Source organism: Citrobacter sp. RHBSTW-00570 (assembly GCF_013739755.1).
In the GTDB taxonomy this organism is placed as follows: Bacteria; Pseudomonadota; Gammaproteobacteria; order Enterobacterales; family Enterobacteriaceae; genus Citrobacter; species Citrobacter braakii.
Window position 1 is genome coordinate 31,302 of record NZ_CP056400.1, and the last position, 20,001, is coordinate 51,302.

The following is a 20,001-nucleotide window of genomic DNA, read 5'->3' on the forward strand; positions in this document are numbered from 1 at the left end:
GTTGCATCGGTTAAACTCACAACTCACAACTCACAACTCAAAGCGAACAATGTGAATTTTTATCGTTGACTCATGTCAAGGCTCAATTGAAATGTCCGTTATCCAGCTCAATTAAAATGACCACTTTGATCTCTCATTCTCTTTACTGATAGACTTTCCTCCGACTGAAACAACAGGATGATTGAGCCCATGCTTCGATACGAGTTAACGCCGAACAATGCAGGTTTTATACTGTGGGGAGATTCAGAAGCCCTGAATGAATTACATGAACTCATTCATTACATCGTGGATGAAAGCCCACTGATTAAAGTTAAAGACGGATTTATGTTATCCCTTGCCTATGATATTCGTAAAGCACGGGAAGGTAATCGTCGTGTTGAGCAACATCAGTATGATCAACATGATACATATAAGCTTTATGGTGTTGAGCTTTTATGGCCTCTGGTCCTGGTACAGTCCTCAATACTCAGAAACTCAATGGGTTATATTCAGACAGACAAAAACCAGCTGTCTGTCATGTATGCCTTTGAATACCTGATAGAATCAGCATTAACAGAGTCTGAGAGAACAACGTCGAATGATATTATGCTAACAGTAAAATATGCATCAGACTCTGATTTTAATTTCATTGAGGATAATATTGACAGCAGGTGCTGCTATTTTATCAGCCTATCTCCGGAGCAAAGAAAAAAGCAGTTAATCAGTATTGTTCGTTCTTTTCATTCATTATGGGGTAAGTATGCCCGTGAAAAGCAGGACATAAAGATGCTGAACGAAATGAATAATACATCATGGGTCTGGCCGGACAATATCAACTGGTGAGCAACCACTGTCCGGCCAGTGAGTACCATCAGCGGGCTCTTTTACCAAAAATGTCCTCTGAACGTGACTGAAGCTGTTTGAGTGCTTCGAGCATGTCATCATTATCCAGTGAGCGCTGGGATTTCTTCCCTTCCTGCTTTGGCCGTCGTCGGGAAGGGCCATCTCCAGCGGGAATTGACTGAGAGCGCGTGTTATCCCGCTTGCTCTGCACCAGACTGATAAACTCCAGGGTTCGGCCAAGACGCTTGTTATCGACAATCGCGCCCTGGTCGATTTCTGACAGTCGGTCGTAGGTAGAGTAGGGAAGTAGCGTACCGTTCAGGCGCAGCTCTTTTCTGCCATCAGGATAGTGATACACATCGATATATTTACCTATTGCACGGCGACTCAGTTCGCTGTCTTCAATCAGGTACAACATTTTATCATATTGTATCGTCAACGATTTTGAGACTTTACGTTTTTCACGAACAGTGAAAATAAGCCCCAGGTCCTCATCATGTTCTACAGCACGGTGTACGTCAAAATCATGTCGCGGTACTTTGCCAAAACGGCGGTTATAGTCAGCCATATAGGCCTCAGCGAAGTCATTTGCAGCCTCCATTGAACAAATGCCCTGTAACCGCAGCTCTTTGACCAGACGATCCTGTAAAGTGAGGTGAGCTCGTTCTACACGCCCTTTGGCGGGACTGGTTTCTGCACAGATAGTCTGGATGTTCAGTTCATGCATGGCTCGCCCAAACTGAGTATGCCCGTCTCCGCCTGTGGCGTGTTTATTGTTAACACGAAAAACACCGGCTTTATCGCTGTACAGTGCCAGCGGTTTACCATGCTTATCGATATAGCGCCGCGTGGCTTCGAAGTAAGAAAACGTGGACTCCGATTTAACAAACAACAGTTCCATCAGTTTGCTGGTTGCATCATCAACATAGACCAGCGCGGTGCAGGCCGGGCCACGGCCTTCAAACCAGTCGTGATCACAGCCATCTATTTGTATCAGCTCACCAGTACACGGACGCCGGTACCGTGGTTGAGGGATCCTTGCGGCACGTTGTTTACGGGGAACCCATAAGCCAGCCCGCACCATGATGCGCCGGACAGTTTCTTTGCCAAGAAACAGTCCGTGGAGTTCTTCGAGCTTTTCACGCGCCAGAGTCGGACCGAAATCAGCATAACGCGTCTTGATCAGTTCCAGAGCCTGATCTGCGAGCCCGGGTGGCAACTGGCGGTTACCACGCATGCCACATCGTCTGCTGGCCATACCAAGCGGTCCGCCTTCACGGTAACGGGCAAGAAGTCTGCGGCATTGCCTGTCGCTGATACCGAGGTGCTCGGCCGCACGGCGCGTTGTGATGCGACGTTCAATGACGTCCTGTATAATCTTGATCCGGTTGATCTCTTTCAAAGTAAACACTCCTGAGCTTTCTGCGCTCATGATATGCCTCCCGGTAGTTTAAACGGACCAGTGAAGCTTACCATAGCGCGGACATCTGAATTGAGCCACAGGCGGACATTACTATTGAGCCATTACAACTCAACTTCGCTTAATGCGTTTTATGTTAAATATCAGTTAGTTACATGAATTTCATGATGCCCAAAAATAAATTTCTCTAAAAGTTACTTTTAGAGTCTGGAGGCCCTTCGGCCTAAATTTTTCTGCGGTAGTCTGGTTGTGGTGGCCAGCAACAACTGTTGGTCAGTTGCAACTGAACTGAATTGGGATCATTGATATGATGGATGATGAAATAAGCAGCTCACCGCCCCTGTGGCGTAAAATCCTCCACGGCATCCTGGATGACTTGCTAAATTCGCTGGGATATCCGGCCACATTGCGCCGTCGCCTAAACAACGGGATTTTGCCAGTGAGTCACCCGCAACTGCGGAACACGTTCTGGCTGCGTTCCGTGGTTTGTTGGCAAACCTGGCTCGAATACGAAAAACACTGTATTCGCTACCTGCGTCTCGGCCACGACGGTGATTATGATTACCTCCAGCGCCATATTCCTCAGCTGGATGGGCTGATAAACAGCGAGACCTCAGAAAGTTTTTGTTGTGATATTACGGCCGTTGGGGGACTGAGTGCATCGAGTGATTGTGACCAGGAGCTCTCCAGCCTGGATGCGTTTGCGCAGCAGTGTTGCCAGGAATTGGCAATACCACTTGTAAGCATACCCGTTTTAGTTCCACACACTTTTTGAGATTTCCGTTTTTTCAGCCATCAGCCGGTACTCCTCCGGCGTCAGGTTATTCAGGGATTCATGAGGACGCTCGCTGTTATATTCAGCCAGCCAGCGCTCTGTGATTTCCCGTGCTTCATTCAGCGTCCTGAACAGATAAAAATCCAGTATTTCTGTCCGGTACGTCCGGTTGAACCGTTCGATAAAGGCATTCTGCGTGGGCTTGCCGGGCCTGATAAATTCCAGCATCACACCATGCTCTTCTGCCCATTGTGCCAGCGTCAGCGAGATCAGCTCCGGACCGTTATCCATCCGCATTTTCAGCGGATATCCGCGGTTCGCCACGATCCTCTCCAGCACTCTCACGACCCGCTGCGCGGGGATATTCAGGTCAATTTCGATCGCCAGTGCTTCGCGGTTAAAATCATCCACCACGTTGAAGGTCCGGAAGCGTCTGCCGCACACCAGTGCATCGTGCATAAAATCGATGGACCAGCTCTGGTTCATCGCCTCTGGCGTCGCCAGCGGAGCCGGATTACGTACCGGCAGGCGCTGTTTTCCCTTACGGCGAAAATTCAGTTTCAGCAGGCAGTAAATACGGTGAACTCTTTTATGGTTCCAGGTATTGCCCTGCCTGCGCAGCACCTGAAAAAGCTTCTTAAATCCGTAGCGGGGATAGCGTTCAGCCGCCTCTGCCAGCGTCTCTATCACCGGTTCATCGCGCCGGGTATCGGGCTGATAAAAATATACCGTCCTGCTCAGCGATAATGTCCTGCACGCCTGGCGGATGCTCATGGCAAATTGTGCCGTCAGATAGCTGACAAGCTCCCGCTTTATCGCTGGTTTTAAAGCTTTTTTTCGATAACGTCTTTCAGTGCCCGACATTCAAGGCTGAGATCGGCAAACATCTGCTTCAGACGACGATTCTCGTCCTCAAGATCTTTGATTTTTTTGATATCAGCGGCTTCCATCCCACCATATTTCGCTTTCCAGTTGTAGTAACTGGCTTCGGAAATAGCGGCCTCGCGACACACATCTTTGACGGTCCTGCCAGCTTCGACGGATTTCAGGACGGCGATGATCTGGTGCTCGGTGAATCGGATCTTACGCATAGCGATCTCCTCAGGGGACATAATCAGTATGTCGGAAGATCTCTAAAAGTGAATGGTTCGTTTTTCAGGGATACTTACAACTCCACCTCCAATTGCAGGGGATTATCTACACAGAGAGCAATTAGAAGCTGATGAAGTGTCAGCCTCGAAGCGTAGATAGGTGCTGTTAATGGAGGCTAGCATCTTTAGCCTCCACCATTTTAAGATAGATTTGCTAGTACCTGTGGAGCAACATCACCAATGAGTTTTTGAGCAAAATCATGTTGAATTAACATAGCATCGGCAAGCTCATAATAATGAGCACTATTGGTTTGTATATCTTTAAGCGAGCGGATTAGATCGCTTAAAACAGAAGAACCATAATGTTTTTCGGCCTTTGTAATTGCGCTTTGTGGTATGCCTCCCCACGCATCATACATAGCCAAAATATCAAAAATATCCTTACACTGCCCATGCATACATCTATCTGAATTTGCTAATAATTTAGTATAAAAACAGCTTTCTTGATCTATGAAAGGAATAGGGAACAACTTGCGCGTATCAGCTACTAAATCGTAGTTATCGAAACTAACTATCTCAAGCTTTATCGTTGCGTCCTGTTCTTTTATGAAGGTGCGAACTCCATATCTATCAAACATTATTTCTCTGGCATACTGGAAGTCTTGTTTTACTAAGTTGCCAAGTGAGTTGGATGTAACTTGTTCCCGTACGGCTCGATAAGATGATTTATCAGGGCACAAAAAATCAACATCGATCGATTCTCTATACTCATCTATTTCAAGGGCAATACGAGTTCCCCCTCCGAAATAAATAGAGTTAGCAAAAAAAAAGTCGGCATTGAAATTATTCAATACCGACCTGATTAGTTTATGATGCTTAATCTTATATTCGTTCACTACAGAATGAATCCTTATGCAGCCATAAAGACACCGTTACCGTAAAAATCAGTTAAGGCATCAATCAACTGGCGTTCATTTTGACCTATATGTTTTTCATCAACAAAATTCCAACGCTCTTCGTACATACGAAAAGCCAACATTGCGGGAATTTTCTGAGTGTGAAAATCCCACAGCACTTTATCCAGTTCAGGATAGTTGCCTCGAATAATTTCACCCATAAAGTCACCTATTGCAGTCTACAGACATAGTTACGAGGTTATAGCAAATGCCACAACCAGTTTCGTGTCAAAAAGTGCTATTCCTGCAATTATCATTCAATTATATTGTTGTGATTACCACACGCTGATGTGTTGGCCATCTCCTGATGTGTGCCACCGGCGCTTTAATGTTTCTATAATTTTCATTAGGTTACATATTTTACTACACAACATTAAAACATCAATATTTTTGAATCTCTTAACAGCATATGTGTACTACGTGAAATCGGAGGGAAGGGTAGGGGGAAAGTAACGGATTTTTTGCGTAGCACTGCATAGACAAGTTTGGAGATTGAAATTATTGGGGTCAGTTTGGATATAGAGAATTATTGTACGTTTAGGGGTCCGCTTGGAAAACGGAATCTATGGTCACTCCCGTTTTTGCAACACCGATTTTGACGACAAGTTGGCTTGCTTGAATCTATCCGGCGTCTGAATGGGATTTTATTCCCGCGCCTTGATGAGTTCCGCGCCTGATGAACCTCCAGAAAATATACGGCTTCAATGAGCCTTTCCGTTTTACAGGTTCCTCAACAGGCCGGTGGGCCGTTAGTATCATCAATATCAGTATTCGCAAAACCAGATCAGTAATTCTTTAAACCGGTGTATTTCTGCCGTTATGCTACATAAGTTTGCTGTCGTGCCGTTAGGGCCCAGGCTATTCTGGCCAGCTTGTTTGCCAGAGCACAAGTGACGACAAAGTTGCTTTTCCGGCACAGTAAATCCCTGACCCAATCGGCCAATTTGCCAGACTGGTGTTCCAGTTTTTGTATGAATACCCTGGCACATTGAACCAACAAAGTTCGGATCTTTTTATTACCTCGCTTACTAATTCCCAGCAATGTCGTCCTACCTCCCGTGCTGTACTGCCGAGGTACAAGCCCTGTTGCCGCCGCAAAGTCACGGCTGCTGGCGTACTGCTTCCCGTCGCCAATCTCAGTTGAAATAGTACTCGCTGTCAGTGTTCCGACGCAGGGAATGCTCAGCAAGCGCTGTCCAACCTCATCTTCGTCCAACTTTCGTTTCAACTGGGATTCCAAATCTTTAATCTGCTCAACAAGATAGTGATAATGCTGTTGTAATTTCAGCAATAACTGGCTGAGGTAAAGAGGCAAACTATTATCCTCAAGAATGGTACTCAGTCGGCTAATAACGGCAGCTCCTCGGGGAACGCTAATGCCAAATTCCAGCAGAAAAGCATGCATTTGATTGGTTGTTTTTACCTTATCCTGAACCAGGGATTCACGGACACGATGCAGAGCCCGCATTGCCTGCTGAGATTCCGTTCTGGGCTGCACAAAACGCATAGACGGACGCGATGCAGCTTCACAAATAGCTTCGGCGTCGACAAAGTCGTTTTTATTGCTTTTAACGAACGGGCGGACAAATTGTGGTGATATCAGCTTTGGGGAATGCCCCAACTCTTCCAACCTGCGTGCCATAAAGTGAGAACCGCCACAGGCTTCCATTGCGATGGTTGTAGCGGGGCATGTCGCCAAAAATTCGATCAACTTTGGCCGGGTAAATTTTTTACGGTAAACAGCCTTCCCGCGACGATCCTGGCAATGAATATGGAAAGAGTTTTTACCCAGATCGATACCAATGAGCGCAATGTTTTCCATGATAGTTCTCCGAATGAAAGCCTGTCCTCAGCATAGTACCGGGAAGGAGGGAGTGACCATCTCATTAATTATCCTACTATAAGGGCTTCCCCGAACAGTCAACGCCGGTTTTTAATTTCTGTCTGTTCATCAATGAAAGGCAAGGGATAAGACTGCGCTACTATAAACGGTCATGCTGAATCGCTAGTGATTCGGACCCTGATGAAAGACGCTCGTGAGATCCTCCTTCGTTAATCGGATAGTGATATCCAGTAGGATATGCAGATACTTCTCACGGGGGTCTAACCCTTTACCATCAACAATTTACAGTTCAGTTACTACTCAGTTAAATTTTTCATGTTGTTGAATACAGTCTGAAGTCATCGCCGTAATGTAATGATGCCCAGCACAACCTCGCATTCTTGGCGGCGATTGCAACGACAGCACGCCAGTATCCCCGCCTACCAATCAACGAGCAGACCCAACGGCTAAACGGGTCCGTTCTATTCTCTGCCCCTACCATTACAGAACGGGCTCCCTGGACCAGTAGGGTTCGCAGATAGGCATCACCCGCTTTTGTTATCCTGCCAAGCTTTGATTTTCCGCCACTACTGTATTGTGATGGCGTTAGCCCCAACCAGGCTGCCAGTTGGCGCCCGTTCTTAAAATCATGGGCATTGCCAATACTGGCGACCAGCGCACTCGCTGTGGTGGGCCCAACACCTTTCAGTTCCATTAACTGCTGGCTGCGATGATCTGTTTTGGCCACACGAGATAATACCCTGTCATATTCGGCGATTTTCTCTTCAATATTAGTGACATGTGTCAATAGATCATCAATGCACAGCCTAACCTGTACTGGCAGAGTTTCCTTCTGGTCAGAAACAACATGACGCAGAGCATCAGTGCTTTGTGGGGCAATAACCCCGAATTCAGATATCAGGCCCCGAAGACGGTTATACGTTGCTGTTCTTTCCTGGATAAATCCCTGTCTTGTCCGATGTAAGCATTGCATTGCCTGCTGGCTTTCGTCTTTGACTGGTACAAAGCGCATATGCGGCCGCTGCACTGCCTCACAAATAGCTATTGCATCAGCTGCATCATTTTTCCCGGTCTTACCCGCCATGCGATAGGGTGAGACAAATTTCGGAGCCATCAACCGGACATCATGGCCATACTGCCTGAATAATCTTGCCCAATAGTGGGCACCCGAGCAGGCTTCCATTCCAATGACACAGGGAGGTAAACCTGCGATGAGTTCAGAAAGTGCTGCACGCGACACCTTGGGTTTAACCAGAACAGCTTTACCATTTTGGTCAATGCAGTGAACAGCAAACACATTTTTAGCAAGATCGATACCGACTGTGGTGATGGTCATAACGAATCCCTCTGGGTCAATGTTTATCCTATGATTGCACGAAAGTTAATCAGGCACATATCTAGGGGAAGTCCCTTCCATTCGTTAAGCGTTTTAAGCTAACGGGTGATTTCGTTCCATTGAGCGCGAACCCCTGACCGTAAGGGATGTACGAAATGATCCGGCTGTCCGTTAATGGTTTTGCTTACTTTCGGACATGTTGTCTACATGCTGTACGTAATCGTTCGGTTTCGGACGTTTAAGTCACATGCACGTTAACTGTCGGTATTCATCGCCTCACTAGTACTACTCTGCTAGTTCATCATGTTCTTCGAGAGCATATTCAAAATCGGCAACAAGCAAGAAATTTTCTATCCTATAAGCCTGATTTAACTTAATTCGTTGGTATCTTTCGTTCAATAATCGCCATGCTGTTTTCCGTAGTACCATCGGTACGGATTCATCTTTTAAAGTACGCATGAGCACAGAACAGGTTGTCAGAAAAGCAGCGTCCTTACGTTTTCGGTAATACGCATCAGTCGAACAAACCGCAATGATCTCGATTGATTCAGGGTGATGACAGATAGCATTAACCGTAGTTTGTTCATGTATCTGTGCCTTGAGTTCAGCCTGAATTTTTGATTGATGATACATAGCCTTGAGATAGCTAAACATGATTTCCCCATCGAACAGTAAGTCGTGTCAATTCCTAGAGTTAACACATTTCTGATCATGACTCACACGTTACGTTCAGTCGGTAGCCATCTGTGCAAAAAATGCGCTTAGCGTAGGATAATTTCCTTTTTCCAAGCGGACCCCTTATAAGCAAAATCACCGTTTTGCAAATGCCCCACATGTTGCGGCTCAAGCAAGAAACCGCTCTGTATCAGGCCCGCCGAGGGCTCGGCAGCAACAGGAGGTGTCGGTTTGCTACTACAGGCAGAGAGCAACGTAAGTAAGGGAACAATAATAGCCAGATAGCGGGTAATGACTCCAACTTAATGATAGTGTTTTATGTTCAGATAATGCCCGATGACCTTGTCATGCAGCTCCACCGATTTTGAGAACGACAGTGACTTCCGTCCCAGCCTTGCCAGATGTTGTCTCAGATTCAGGTTATGTCGCTCAATGCGCTGAGTGTAACGCTTGCTGATAACGTGCAGCTTTCCCTTCAGGCGGGATTCATACAGCGGCCAGCCATCCGTCATCCATACCACGACCTCAAAGGCCGACAGCAGGCTCAGAAGACGCTCCAGTGTGGCCAGAGTGCGTTCACCGAATACGTGCGCCACAACCGTCTTCCGGAGCCTGTCATACGCGTAAAACAGCCAGCGCTGGCGCGATTTAGCCCCGACGTATCCCCACTGTTCGTCCATTTCCGCGCAGACGATGACGTCACTGCCCGGCTGTATGCGCGAGGTTACCGACTGCGGCCTGAGTTTTTTAAATGGCGGAAAATCGTGTTGAGGCCAACGCCCATAATGCGGGCGGTTGCCCGGCATCCAACGCCATTCATGGCCATATCAATGATTTTCTGGTGCGTACCGGGTTGAGAAGCGGTGTAAGTGAACTGCAGTTGCCATGTTTTACGGCAGTGAGAGCAGAGATAGCGCTGATGTCCGGCGGTGCTTTTGCCGTTACGCACCACCCCGTCAGTAGCTGAACAGGAGGGACAGCTGATAGAAACAGAAGCCACTGGAGCACCTCAAAAACACCATCATACACTAAATCAGTAAGTTGGCAGCATCACCCGCAGCTCATTATGCCCCTGCTTTTGGCAACCTGGCATACTGCTTCAATATCAACTAATTCCAACAGTGGGTTAGTGGGCGTTTCGATCCAGATTAGACCTGTATTCTCTTGAATATGGCGCTCTACTGACGCCAGATCATTAAGATCGACATAACTGAATGTCGTACCTGAAGTTTGTTTACGCAGACGTTCAAACAACCGATAAGTACCGCCATAGACCCCTTTCATTACTAATACATGGGAATCCTTAGGTAGCAATTCCAATATAAGTGCAGTTGCTGCCATACCGGAAGCGGTTGCCGTAGCATAGATACCTCCTTCCAACTCAGCCAAGGCGGTTTCATATGCATATCTTGTCGGGTTACTGCAACGGGAATAACAAAACTCCCCTTCTTCGCCTAAATTTGGCTGAATGAAGGAACTGGCGGTAGTAATCGGTGGAAAAATAGCATTATTGCCCCGGTCAACTTGATCTCCGGCATGGATAACCAGAGTCGCGATCGATTTTGATTTGCTCATTATTTGTCCCTTTAAATTTTAACGATAGCCCGCCGATCATTATTAATAATGACGTTAGGCCACGCGGTTAAACCGTAATATTTATTTACGTGTCATTATACTGATAATTTCTTTATCTGTTTGCCTCATTGGCGATAACACTAATTTACATAAATTATTGATAGAACCTTCAACATCGCAGGAAACAATGCCATCACGCTCCCCTGCAACACTATTTTGTTGCGCCATCAACACCGACTTAAATGCACAGGCGGTAGCGGTAGACACTTTCATGGCACAACTATTTGATGCACCATCGCAAATAATGCCACTAATATCACTGATCATATTACTGACCGCGTAGGAGATAGTTTGAAAATCTTGGGTCAATAACCAACTCATACCTGCCGCCGCCCCCATTGCTGCCGTTGACGCCGCACACAATGCAGACAATCGGGTATAACGCATATGAATTGAGATTGCGGCTAGATGGGCCAACGCTAATGCCCGGGCCAGTGTTTCATCATCTGTATTAAGATGTCGGGCAAGTGTCACTACCGGCATTGTCACGGTAATCCCCTGATTACCAGAGCCATAATTTGACATCGCGGGTAAGGGTGCGCCGCCCATACGGGCATCTGATGCCGCAGTGGTGTTGATCAACATTTGACTCAGTAAGTCAGTGCTGATAAAGCCATTTTTTCTGGCTTGCGACAACGCGCCACTCACGTTCAAACCATAGTTCTTCCTTTGCCCCTCGTCAGAAAGCGCGGTATTAATCTCAGCACTTTTCAGCATAAACATGATGTCTTTAGCGGCGACATCGGTTACAAATTTAAATGCGTCGTTAAGGGAAAATTCGGGTAGTACCCCACTATCATTGGCGGCAATTAGGTCTCGGACTAATATTTGCTTTATATTATTAATATAAACTTCAGTGACATTAGTATGGCTACCTTGAATCACTACCCGGCACTGATCACTAAGACTATATAGCGTAATATCGATAAAAATAAAATCCGTAGCATCTACTGCGTTTAGACACACGTTACCTGATTCATTAAATATATAGGCTTCGGTAATTTGTGTCGCAGTAATATCTTTTAATACTTCTAAATCGGCATCCGCGTTACCACCAATAGCCCCTATTGCCGCCGCAAGAGTGACTCCGCAATAGCTTGTTCCCGGAATAGTGACTCCCATCGCATTTTTATACAGATTCTCCGATATATTCCCCGTTATTTTTAATATCGGTGCGTTGAGATATTTAGCAGCCACTGCGGCAGCATACGCAATAGCAATAGGCTCAGTACAACCTAATGAAAGTTTCACTTCCTTTTTCAACCAATCGAGTAATTGTTGATGTGTTATTTTTTGCATTTGAAGTAATTAATCAGTGATTTGGATTATTTTTATCTTAGGGTTTTACGGGGAGAAATACTTTTCCTATTTTCTTGTTGTTTTTAATGCTTGGAGAATATTGTTCTCTTTAACAAAAAAGATAACCACAGAACAATTTAAATAAAAACATATTAAAAACAATGAAATAGATAACTCAAACACCATTAATCCCTTACTCAATGAGATACTAATCACAAAACAATAAAGAGAATATTTTCCCCTTAGACGCAATTATTCGCCTTGAATCATTAAACTAGACGATAAAAAAGGCGAGTTAGCTACTGCCAACTCGCCTCAGATAAAACCAACCGGTGCTGGTTTAGATATCAACCCTGCGCAGGGGATTGCTGCATCGTCCAGTTGAGCACTTGAGTGGCTAACTGGTCACTGGCCAGGCCAAAGGCCTGAACCACCTCGTTCATCTCGTTACCTTTTATCGGTTGGCGAATGTCAAACTGGCGAGTCGCAATAATCCTACGATCTGAAATTCTTACCAGCCGAGCATCAAAACGGATCAGCACTTCGCTGCTACCAACATGGTATACCCCTTGGAACGCGGACAGATCACCACTCAACTCCACATCAGCCTGCAAGCTATCATCGTCGCTACTGACTGCACGGATTCGCCCATCGCTACGGAACGCCTGAATAAGACGATTGCGCACCAAAATCGGCGCCGAATCACTCCAACGGGAGTTTTTATAAACCGCAATCTCCTGGCCCTGAGGCTGCACCGCTATGCGTGAGCTATTAAGAAACTGGTTCGTCGCCGGTTGTGAAACCCGTAATGACCAGTTTACTGTCTGCGCGTGTGGCACACTGACTGCAGGTGGCACCGGCAGAAGATAAACTTGTGATACAGGGGCCGAAGGTAAAATGGTGCAGGCAGAGAGCAGTATCGCCCCCCCGGATATCATCAATAGCCACACGCGGCGGCCTGCATAGCGCATCACATTAAAAGAGAGCATTAAGGCGTAAACTCCTGTGTTCTTTCACGGCCGCGCAACAAGGCCGCTGGGTTTTCTTCCAAACGAGAAACGGCGGCACGTAATGTCGCTAATGTTCTGCGCAGCTCATCTACTGCCGGCCCCAGCTCATTCATCCCTTGCATCCCGTTATTGAGTGAGGTTTTATTTTCACTCACCAATTTATTGAGGATGGTACTGGTATTTTGCAACGATGCCATGGTTTTGGCGGCATCACTGACCAGTTGTTTCCCCTGCCCATCCATTAAGCCGTTAGCATTACGCAGCAGGCGATTGGTTTGAGTCAGTGTCTCATTAGCCTGTTTACTGGCCTGCGCCAACTGCTGCAACAGGGTACGGAGATCACCACGTTGATCAGCCACAGTTTGGGTGACCAGCGCGAGATTATCCAGTGTCGTTACTAGGCGCTGCTGGTTATCCGGTGCCAGCAACTGGTTCAAACGCACCAACACTTCATTCGCATTGGTCATGAAATTCTCACCGTTAGCCAGTAACTGGCTCATCGGCGAAGGGGTAGCAATAATGATAGGAACCTCGTCATCTTTGCCCTCCAGCAACGGGCTGGTCTGGCTGCCACTGCTGAATTGAATATTTGAGGTGCCGGTAATACCCGCGACGGTGAGACGAGCTTGGGTATCTTCGCGTATCGGAGTAGATGCAGAAACGCGAATACGTGCCCAAACCTTATTCGGATTGTCTCGGTCCAGGCGTAATTGCGTCACCTCACCGACTCGAATCCCGCTGTACTGAACGGTGCTACCCTGTGACAGGCCACTCACAGGCTCATTGAAAACGATATCGTACAATCTGAACTGGCGATCAGAACCGGAATTTGTCAGCCATAGGCAAAACAGCAGCGCGGCACTCACCACAATAAGAGTGAACAAACCAATAACGACATGATGAGCACGGGTTTCCATATTACAACCTCTCTCCACTGTTAATTGCCGCTGCCTGATAAGCAGCCCGGCCACGTGGGCCATGAAAATACGCCTGAATCCAGCCATCATCAGTCGCTGCAACTTTATCCAGAGTATCAACCACCAGCACTTTTTTCTGCGAAAGCACCGCCACACGATCACACAGTGTATACAGCGTATCCAGATCGTGGGTCACCAAGAATACCGTTAGATTGAGGGCATCCCGCAGGGTGCGGATCAAACTGTCAAACGCCGCCGCACCAATGGGATCAAGACCCGCAGTCGGTTCATCAAGAAACAGAATATCCGGGTCCAGTGCTAAGGCACGGGCTAGCGCAACACGCTTGACCATACCACCCGACAGAGATGCTGGATACTTACTGCCAGTGCCCGGCGGTAGCCCAGCCAGTGCCAGTTTAACCTGAGCCAATCGCTCAGCCTCAGACCGGGGTAATCCGGCGTTTTCTATTAATGGTAATGCCACGTTCTCGGTCACGGTTAGAGAACTGAACAGTGCGCCTCGTTGAAATAATACGCCGAATCGGCGCTCGACCATGGCGCGGGATTGACCTGACAGTGCCATTAAATCCTTGCCAAAAACATGAATTTTCCCGTCAGTCGGACGACGTAACCCAACAATACTGCGTAACAGAACAGATTTACCGGTACCCGAGCCACCAACCACGCCAAGAACTTCGCCGCGCTTAACATCAAGATTCAACCCTTGATGCACGCACTGTACGCCAAAGCAGTTAACCAGATCGCGAATTTGAATGATTGCATCTTGCGTCATTTGGCTCACCACCCCATTTCCATGAAAAATAGCGCTGCCACGGCATCAAGCAAAATCACCACAAAGATCGAATGCACCACACTGGTGGTGGTATGAACCCCGACTGATTCAGCACTACCGGTTACTTTGAACCCCTCCAGACAGCCAATAATAGCAATCAGGAAAGCAAAAATAGGGGCTTTACTTATTCCCACCAGAAAATGCTGCAACCCATTACTGTTTTGCATAATCGACAAAAACATAGTGGGAGAGATATCCAGTGTTAAGGCACACACCACCATGCCACCGAAAATACCGCAAACCATGCCAATAAAGGTTAGCATCGGCAGAGAGATCAATAGTGCCAAGACGCGCGGTAGCACCAACAGTTCGACCGGATTCAAGCCCAGTGTTTGGATAGCATCAATCTCTTCATTGGCTTTCATCAAGCCAATTTCAGCGGTAAAAGCACTGGCTGTTCGCCCTGCCATCAGGATCGCGGTAAGCAGTACCGCAAATTCACGTAGAAAAGAAAATACCACCAAATCGACGGTAAAAATGCCCGCGCCGAAAGTAGTGAGTACGGTTGCACCGAGAAAGGCGATAACTGCCCCCACCAAAAAGGTGAGCAACATAATGATCGGCACAGCATTGAGGCCAATCTGTTGAATATTGGCAATTAATGAGGTAATGCGCCAGCGGGAGGGGCGAAAAAGTGTTCCCAGCAAGGTTTCCAGCGCCAGACCAATAAAGCCCAATAGTGACTTAATATCTTGCCATAAGTTATCTACCGAACGGCCGGTATTAGCCAGCATCTCAAGCCAAAACCGTGTGGGTTTTTCAGACAACTCAGGGGTTAAGTCAGGCAATACATGGCTTACCGTTTCAAGTAATATCCTCCGCTCTTCTGGCAATTTAGGCGCAAGTTCGCGTAAATTTGCTACACGGTCCTCACCCAGAAGCAGAGCTAACAACGTTGCACCGGCGGTATCTAACGCCCCCAGTTGGTTGAGATCAAATACCCCCCCACTGGGCATATTAGCGCGCAATTGCGCAACGCGCGGCTCCAAAACGCAGTAATGCGCCAACACCCAGTCCCCCCGGATATAAACTCTGGGGGGCTGAGCCGCGCTATCGAGATCAAGTTGTGCGGGGGACGTTTGCTCAGTCATTGCTCAGACCTTACCTATTTCAAACTCTAATGTTTCAAACCCTAAATAGGTATATCACACAGTTAAGTAAGAGTAATGACTGTTTAATTAATGAAGTGTTAACCACACCCTAATCAGTGAGGTGTGGCACGCTGTTTGCCCAATTGCCGTATTTTCCTCTCTGGCAGGGTAAACCAAACGACTACCGCCAGCAGAATTAACAGTACGCTGGCAGTACCTAATACCAGACTATGTGAGGCAGAAAAGGCCAGTTTGGCGCTGCTCAGTAGATGCTCGTCCCCACCAAGGCTATTGACCACCTGAATGGTTTCACTGATAGAAGCACTGGCCTGTGTAACCAGATCAGCGGGTAAATCTGCCGGCACTGTTGCAAATAGTCGGTGGTGATAAACTTATCATCCCCTTTTGCTGATGGAGCTGCACATGAACCCATTCAAAGGCCGGCATTTTCAGCGTGACATCATTCTGTGGGCCGTACGCTGGTACTGCAAATACGGCATCAGTTACCGTGAGCTGCAGGAGATGCTGGCTGAACGCGGAGTGAATGTCGATCACTCCACGATTTACCGCTGGGTTCAGCGTTATGCGCCTGAAATGGAAAAACGGCTGCGCTGGTACTGGCGTAACCCTTCCGATCTTTGCCCGTGGCACATGGATGAAACCTACGTGAAGGTCAATGGCCGCTGGGCGTATCTGTACCGGGCCGTCGACAGCCGGGGCCGCACTGTCGATTTTTATCTCTCCTCCCGTCGTAACAGCAAAGCTGCATACCGGTTTCTGGGTAAAATCCTCAACAACGTGAAGAAGTGGCAGATCCCGCGATTCATCAACACGGATAAAGCGCCCGCCTATGGTCGCGCGCTTGCTCTGCTCAAACGCGAAGGCCGGTGCCCGTCTGACGTTGAACACCGACAGATTAAGTACCGGAACAACGTGATTGAATGCGATCATGGCAAACTGAAACGGATAATCGGCGCCACGCTGGGATTTAAATCCATGAAGACGGCTTACGCCACCATCAAAGGTATTGAGGTGATGCGTGCACTACGCAAAGGCCAGGCCTCAGCATTTTATTATGGTGATCCCCTGGGCGAAATGCGCCTGGTAAGCAGAGTTTTTGAAATGTAAGGCCTTTGAATAAGACAAAAGGCTGCCTCATCGCTAACTTTGCAACAGTGCCCCTGAAAGCATTGCGCGAGGGAGATACCCTAGTAGTTTGGGCACTAGATCGGCTCGGTGGTTCATTGGGTCAAGTCATTACTTTACTCGACGACCTGAAGAAACGCGGAATAACTTTCATAGCCATCAAGGACAGAATAGACACAAATGCGCCAGTTATAGGGGAAATCTATACTCATCTGATGGCGATATTCTCTAGCTTTGAACGCAACCGCAATATTGAAAGAACGCGCTCAGGCCTTGCAGCTGCACGCGCAAGGGGCCGTGTGGGAGGGAGAAAACCGTCACTTTCTGAAGAAGATGTTAAACAAATTAGAATCTTACTTGCTGATCCTGAAATGACAGTTGGTGCAGTTGCTAAGCGCTTCAACGTTTCTCGCATGACTATTTATCGCTACACCACAAAATCATGAATGACCGCAGCATGGCGGTTTTATTTTCTTATGCCGTCAGGGCATGGAAGGCGACCACGCCGGAGTTAAACGGGCACCGGCCGCAAATCGCCGGAAACCGCAATGCTGAACGTATCGCCCGACCCAGCCCCCTCCCTGCAAAGCCCTAATCCCGCTCACCGCCACACAGCTGCCGTACGTCCCCCACGGGGGTGCGCAGTGGGCGCCGCGCGCCTGCGCGCGGGAACGGCGGCCCGCCTTCGGGTCGCGGCGCCGTACTGCGCGTTAGCGGCCGCACGCGGCCGGTTACGGGGGACACTACGCCATACGACAAGCGACCCGCTGAGCTGCACAATCCACGGATAACACAAGCTACATACATGTCGATATGGGAATCCGCCCATCTTGCCGGGCGCCGCTGTCGTGTGGGAATCGGCCCACCTTGCCGGGCGCCGCTGTCGTGTGGGAATCGGCCCACCTTGCCGGGCGCCGCTGCCGTGTGGAAATCCGCCCATCTTGCCGGGCGCCGCTGCCGTGTGGGAAACCGCCCATCTTGCCGGGCGCCGCTGCCGTGTGGGAATCGGCCCACCTTGCCGAGCGCTGCTGCCGTGTGGGAATCGGCCCACCTTGCCGGGCGCCGGTGCTGTGTGGAAATCCGCCCACCTTGCCGGGCGCCGCTGCCGTGTGGAAATCCGCCCACCTTGCCGGGCGCTGCTGTCGTGTGGGAATCGGCCCACCTTGCCGGGTGCGTAATTGCATCGGACTTGACTACCCATTTGCATTTTACTTGGTGACCGTTTGCAGATTACTTGACCATCACCAACTAAATCTGTCCCATTAGATTTAGTTGGCGTAAGGCCTTACATCTTAACGGCTGCTGTGTGCCAGAAGCGGACGTTATAGGAAGCAATCTTTTGCCGGATTCGGTAAAACCCCAATTTTTCCGAACCGCACTCGTCCCCGCGCCGTTGTGGCGCTGATAACTACATGTAGTGGTTTTCTCAGATGCTGCCGATACTACATACAGCGGGTGCGGGGGAACCCGCAGGCCAACACTAGGGCAGAACGCGCCGGTTTCTCTGCCGCGCCATTACCGTTATACATACAATAATGCTAATTATTCGCACCATGGCACTTTTTAAATTTAACACCGGAGCCACATGGACAAGGTGTATTCCGCCCTATTTTTTCACCTTTTGATATAACTGATTTAAAGTTATCGCTCTTTGTCGTTTTAGTAGGTAAAAAATCACTTAGTATTTTGTATTCTCTTGATAATCTTTTGGCTTTTTCATTTTGCTCTTTGGTAAATTTCTCTGGGGATATGCTATATATTAGGTCTTCAGATCTTCCTTCTGTATTTTGCGGCTCTGTTGCAATAGTAATTAATTTTTTAATATGTCTGTATTTATTAAAGGCAACCTCAGCATAAGCATTTATATAAGATATACGTTGAATTCTGTAATCAGAGTAACTCAACTTGCTATCGTTAGGAAAAAAAAGGAATAAGTAAAACTTTCCAGGCTCATCGATTGATTCGACCATTCTTGACGTTCTTAGATGAGGCTGAGTTGTTTTTAATTTCTCTTTAAAGTTCTTTGAAAGGTAATATCTAGATTGCCTACTTTCTTTGGCTAATTCTCTAACACCTAATTCATGTGTAGAAAATTCAATTTCACTAAAAAAACCAACGTTAGCTGACAATATACTTGTCGAGAAGTTGTGGATTAGGTTATCCCAGAAAACGCTACCCTTTTTCATTGAGAGCTGATATTGATAATTGAAAGTGGTTTTATAGTTTTTCCATTCACCTTCCGGTATGGTCATCCCTTGATCGTTTCCAATAATTTCTTTTGATATTATGGTTTTATCACCCATAATGTAAGCAGCAAGAGTCTCTTCTTCCCCAGCGCTGACCAATAATGTTCTTTCTCTTACAACCCTCTCTTTTTCGTTAAGGTAGCCAATGAAATCAGTTGCTGTGTTTAACTCGGTTAACAGTAGTTTTAGGGCAGTCTCATCAAGTATATGGACAAAAGTCTTATCAGGATAAACGTCTCCGACACAAAATGGATTTTCTAGACATTGATGGGCGTTTAAAGGAAATATGTTAACTAAAGTAGCAGAGCTGCCTTTTTCTATTTTGTCAAAGTACGAGATCGCCGGATCTGAAATATTATTAGTGACGGCCACCAAATGAAAATTAAAAGAATTATCTATTTTAATGGGGAGGTTAACTGAGCATTCTTTGTCAACAAAAAGTCTTTCGGGATGATCTTTTATAAACTTCTCTGCGCCAAATAACTGTGTGCAAGACTGTATGACTGATTTTTTAAACCATCTCTGCCATGCAACCTTAGGATCTTTGTTTTTATTGTATGTAATAGCTTTATCGGAAAAAATTATTATATCTTTATCAAAAATAACTAATAAGTCACTAACTTCTTTCCCAATTTTATTTTTAGAGTAACCCTCATCGCTATAAACATTAGGATAAGACCAAAGACCAAAAAAAGCATCATCAGCGAACTCTATCAGTTTTTCTTCTGACTGAGTGAATCCGCTACCCCTGATTATTTTTCTAAGCATAAAACTCCATCCCCCTGCGTTGCGTGTAAGAGTCTTGTCAGTTGATAGTACACAAGTCACTGGAGACTGACATCTTTTACAATATGTTCAGGTAGGGTGATAACTAATGCACCTATCA

Annotated in this window: 19 protein-coding genes and 2 pseudogenes; 4 read left to right on the forward strand and 17 right to left on the reverse strand. The window is 47.1% G+C overall.

Features of this window, described 5'->3' with window-relative positions; translation table 11 throughout:
• The first annotated feature begins 189 nt into the window (after window positions 1–189).
• The gene (locus tag HV237_RS24330) at window positions 190–822 is read left to right on the forward strand and encodes a hypothetical protein (protein ID WP_001567369.1); all 633 of its coding nucleotides are present in this window, start codon (window positions 190–192) and stop codon (window positions 820–822) included.
• A gap of 28 nt (window positions 823–850) precedes the next feature.
• On the opposite strand, the gene HV237_RS24335 is transcribed toward HV237_RS24330, so the two are convergent.
• The gene (locus HV237_RS24335) at window positions 851–2,254 is read right to left on the reverse strand and encodes an ISNCY-like element ISKpn21 family transposase (protein WP_001567368.1); all 1,404 of its coding nucleotides are present in this window, start codon (window positions 2,252–2,254) and stop codon (window positions 851–853) included.
• A 295-nt stretch (window positions 2,255–2,549) separates the two neighbouring features.
• On the opposite strand from HV237_RS24335, the gene HV237_RS24340 reads away from it, so the two are divergent.
• Window positions 2,550–3,017 (forward strand): hypothetical protein, encoded by a 468-nt coding sequence (locus tag HV237_RS24340; RefSeq protein ID WP_177339880.1) that lies wholly within the window; start codon window positions 2,550–2,552, stop codon window positions 3,015–3,017.
• Here HV237_RS24340 and HV237_RS24345 read toward each other — a convergent pair.
• From HV237_RS24345 to HV237_RS24410, 15 genes and pseudogenes are all read right to left on the reverse strand, one after another.
• Window positions 2,997–4,108, reverse strand: a protein-coding gene (locus tag HV237_RS24345; protein ID WP_088903424.1) for an IS3 family transposase whose coding sequence is annotated in 2 segments (ribosomal slippage) — window positions 2,997–3,847 and window positions 3,847–4,108 — 1,113 coding nt in all. Because the reading frame shifts where the segments join, the coding sequence is not laid out codon by codon here. The two genes, HV237_RS24340 and HV237_RS24345, sit on opposite strands and share 21 nt — an antisense overlap.
• Before the next feature lie 200 nt (window positions 4,109–4,308).
• Complete coding sequence (locus HV237_RS24350; RefSeq protein WP_032736820.1) at window positions 4,309–5,004, reverse strand: nucleotidyl transferase AbiEii/AbiGii toxin family protein; 696 nt, start codon at window positions 5,002–5,004, stop codon at window positions 4,309–4,311.
• Window positions 5,005–5,018: 14 nt separating this feature from the next.
• On the reverse strand, window positions 5,019–5,225 hold the full coding sequence (locus tag HV237_RS24355) for a hypothetical protein (protein ID WP_032736819.1): 207 nt from the start codon (window positions 5,223–5,225) through the stop codon (window positions 5,019–5,021).
• A gap of 656 nt (window positions 5,226–5,881) precedes the next feature.
• Complete coding sequence (locus HV237_RS24360; protein ID WP_117273198.1) at window positions 5,882–6,886, reverse strand: IS110-like element IS4321 family transposase; 1,005 nt, start codon at window positions 6,884–6,886, stop codon at window positions 5,882–5,884.
• 334 nt (window positions 6,887–7,220) lie between these two features.
• Window positions 7,221–8,243, reverse strand: coding sequence for an IS110-like element IS5708 family transposase (locus HV237_RS24365; protein WP_000156884.1), 1,023 nt, complete (start codon window positions 8,241–8,243; stop codon window positions 7,221–7,223).
• 285 nt (window positions 8,244–8,528) lie between these two features.
• Window positions 8,529–8,897 carry a hypothetical protein gene (locus tag HV237_RS24370; RefSeq protein ID WP_032242306.1) on the reverse strand — a complete coding sequence of 123 codons (369 nt, stop codon included), beginning with the start codon at window positions 8,895–8,897 and terminating at the stop codon, window positions 8,529–8,531.
• A gap of 146 nt (window positions 8,898–9,043) precedes the next feature.
• Window positions 9,044–9,211, reverse strand: a pseudogene (locus HV237_RS26270) (murein transglycosylase B); the annotation flags it as partial.
• A 9-nt stretch (window positions 9,212–9,220) separates the two neighbouring features.
• Window positions 9,221–9,918, reverse strand: a protein-coding gene (locus HV237_RS24375; protein ID WP_223335778.1) for an IS1 family transposase whose coding sequence is annotated in 2 segments (ribosomal slippage) — window positions 9,221–9,669 and window positions 9,669–9,918 — 699 coding nt in all. Because the reading frame shifts where the segments join, the coding sequence is not laid out codon by codon here.
• Window positions 9,919–9,974: 56 nt separating this feature from the next.
• Window positions 9,975–10,493, reverse strand: a pseudogene (locus tag HV237_RS24380) (PLP-dependent transferase); the annotation flags it as partial.
• 81 nt (window positions 10,494–10,574) lie between these two features.
• Window positions 10,575–11,852: an L-serine ammonia-lyase, iron-sulfur-dependent, subunit alpha gene (locus HV237_RS24385; RefSeq protein WP_001515737.1), complete on the reverse strand. Its 1,278-nt coding sequence runs from the start codon at window positions 11,850–11,852 to the stop codon at window positions 10,575–10,577.
• Between the two features lie 347 nt (window positions 11,853–12,199).
• Window positions 12,200–12,841: an ABC-type transport auxiliary lipoprotein family protein gene (locus HV237_RS24390; RefSeq protein WP_000948259.1), complete on the reverse strand. Its 642-nt coding sequence runs from the start codon at window positions 12,839–12,841 to the stop codon at window positions 12,200–12,202.
• Window positions 12,841–13,779, reverse strand: a complete 939-nt coding sequence (locus HV237_RS24395; RefSeq protein WP_000449980.1) for an MlaD family protein — start codon at window positions 13,777–13,779, stop codon at window positions 12,841–12,843. The genes HV237_RS24390 and HV237_RS24395 overlap by 1 nt, the downstream gene beginning before the upstream one ends.
• Window position 13,780: 1 nt before the next feature.
• Window positions 13,781–14,572 carry an ABC transporter ATP-binding protein gene (locus tag HV237_RS24400; protein WP_001325019.1) on the reverse strand — a complete coding sequence of 264 codons (792 nt, stop codon included), beginning with the start codon at window positions 14,570–14,572 and terminating at the stop codon, window positions 13,781–13,783.
• A 5-nt stretch (window positions 14,573–14,577) separates the two neighbouring features.
• Entirely contained in the window at window positions 14,578–15,723 is a 1,146-nt protein-coding gene (locus HV237_RS24405; RefSeq protein ID WP_001325018.1) for an ABC transporter permease, read from the reverse strand.
• Between the two features lie 113 nt (window positions 15,724–15,836).
• A complete protein-coding gene (locus tag HV237_RS24410) occupies window positions 15,837–16,088 on the reverse strand; it encodes a hypothetical protein (protein ID WP_001515736.1) in 252 nt (83 codons plus the stop codon).
• Between the two features lie 58 nt (window positions 16,089–16,146).
• On the opposite strand from HV237_RS24410, the gene HV237_RS24415 reads away from it, so the two are divergent.
• Window positions 16,147–16,851 carry an IS6-like element IS26 family transposase gene (locus tag HV237_RS24415; RefSeq protein ID WP_001067855.1) on the forward strand — a complete coding sequence of 235 codons (705 nt, stop codon included), beginning with the start codon at window positions 16,147–16,149 and terminating at the stop codon, window positions 16,849–16,851.
• Between the two features lie 5 nt (window positions 16,852–16,856).
• Entirely contained in the window at window positions 16,857–17,315 is a 459-nt protein-coding gene (locus tag HV237_RS24420) for a recombinase family protein (RefSeq protein ID WP_223571363.1), read from the forward strand.
• A 1,092-nt stretch (window positions 17,316–18,407) separates the two neighbouring features.
• On the opposite strand, the gene HV237_RS24425 is transcribed toward HV237_RS24420, so the two are convergent.
• On the reverse strand, window positions 18,408–19,883 hold the full coding sequence (locus HV237_RS24425; RefSeq protein ID WP_020324153.1) for an SEC-C metal-binding domain-containing protein: 1,476 nt from the start codon (window positions 19,881–19,883) through the stop codon (window positions 18,408–18,410).
• Between the last annotated feature and the right edge of the window lie 118 nt (window positions 19,884–20,001).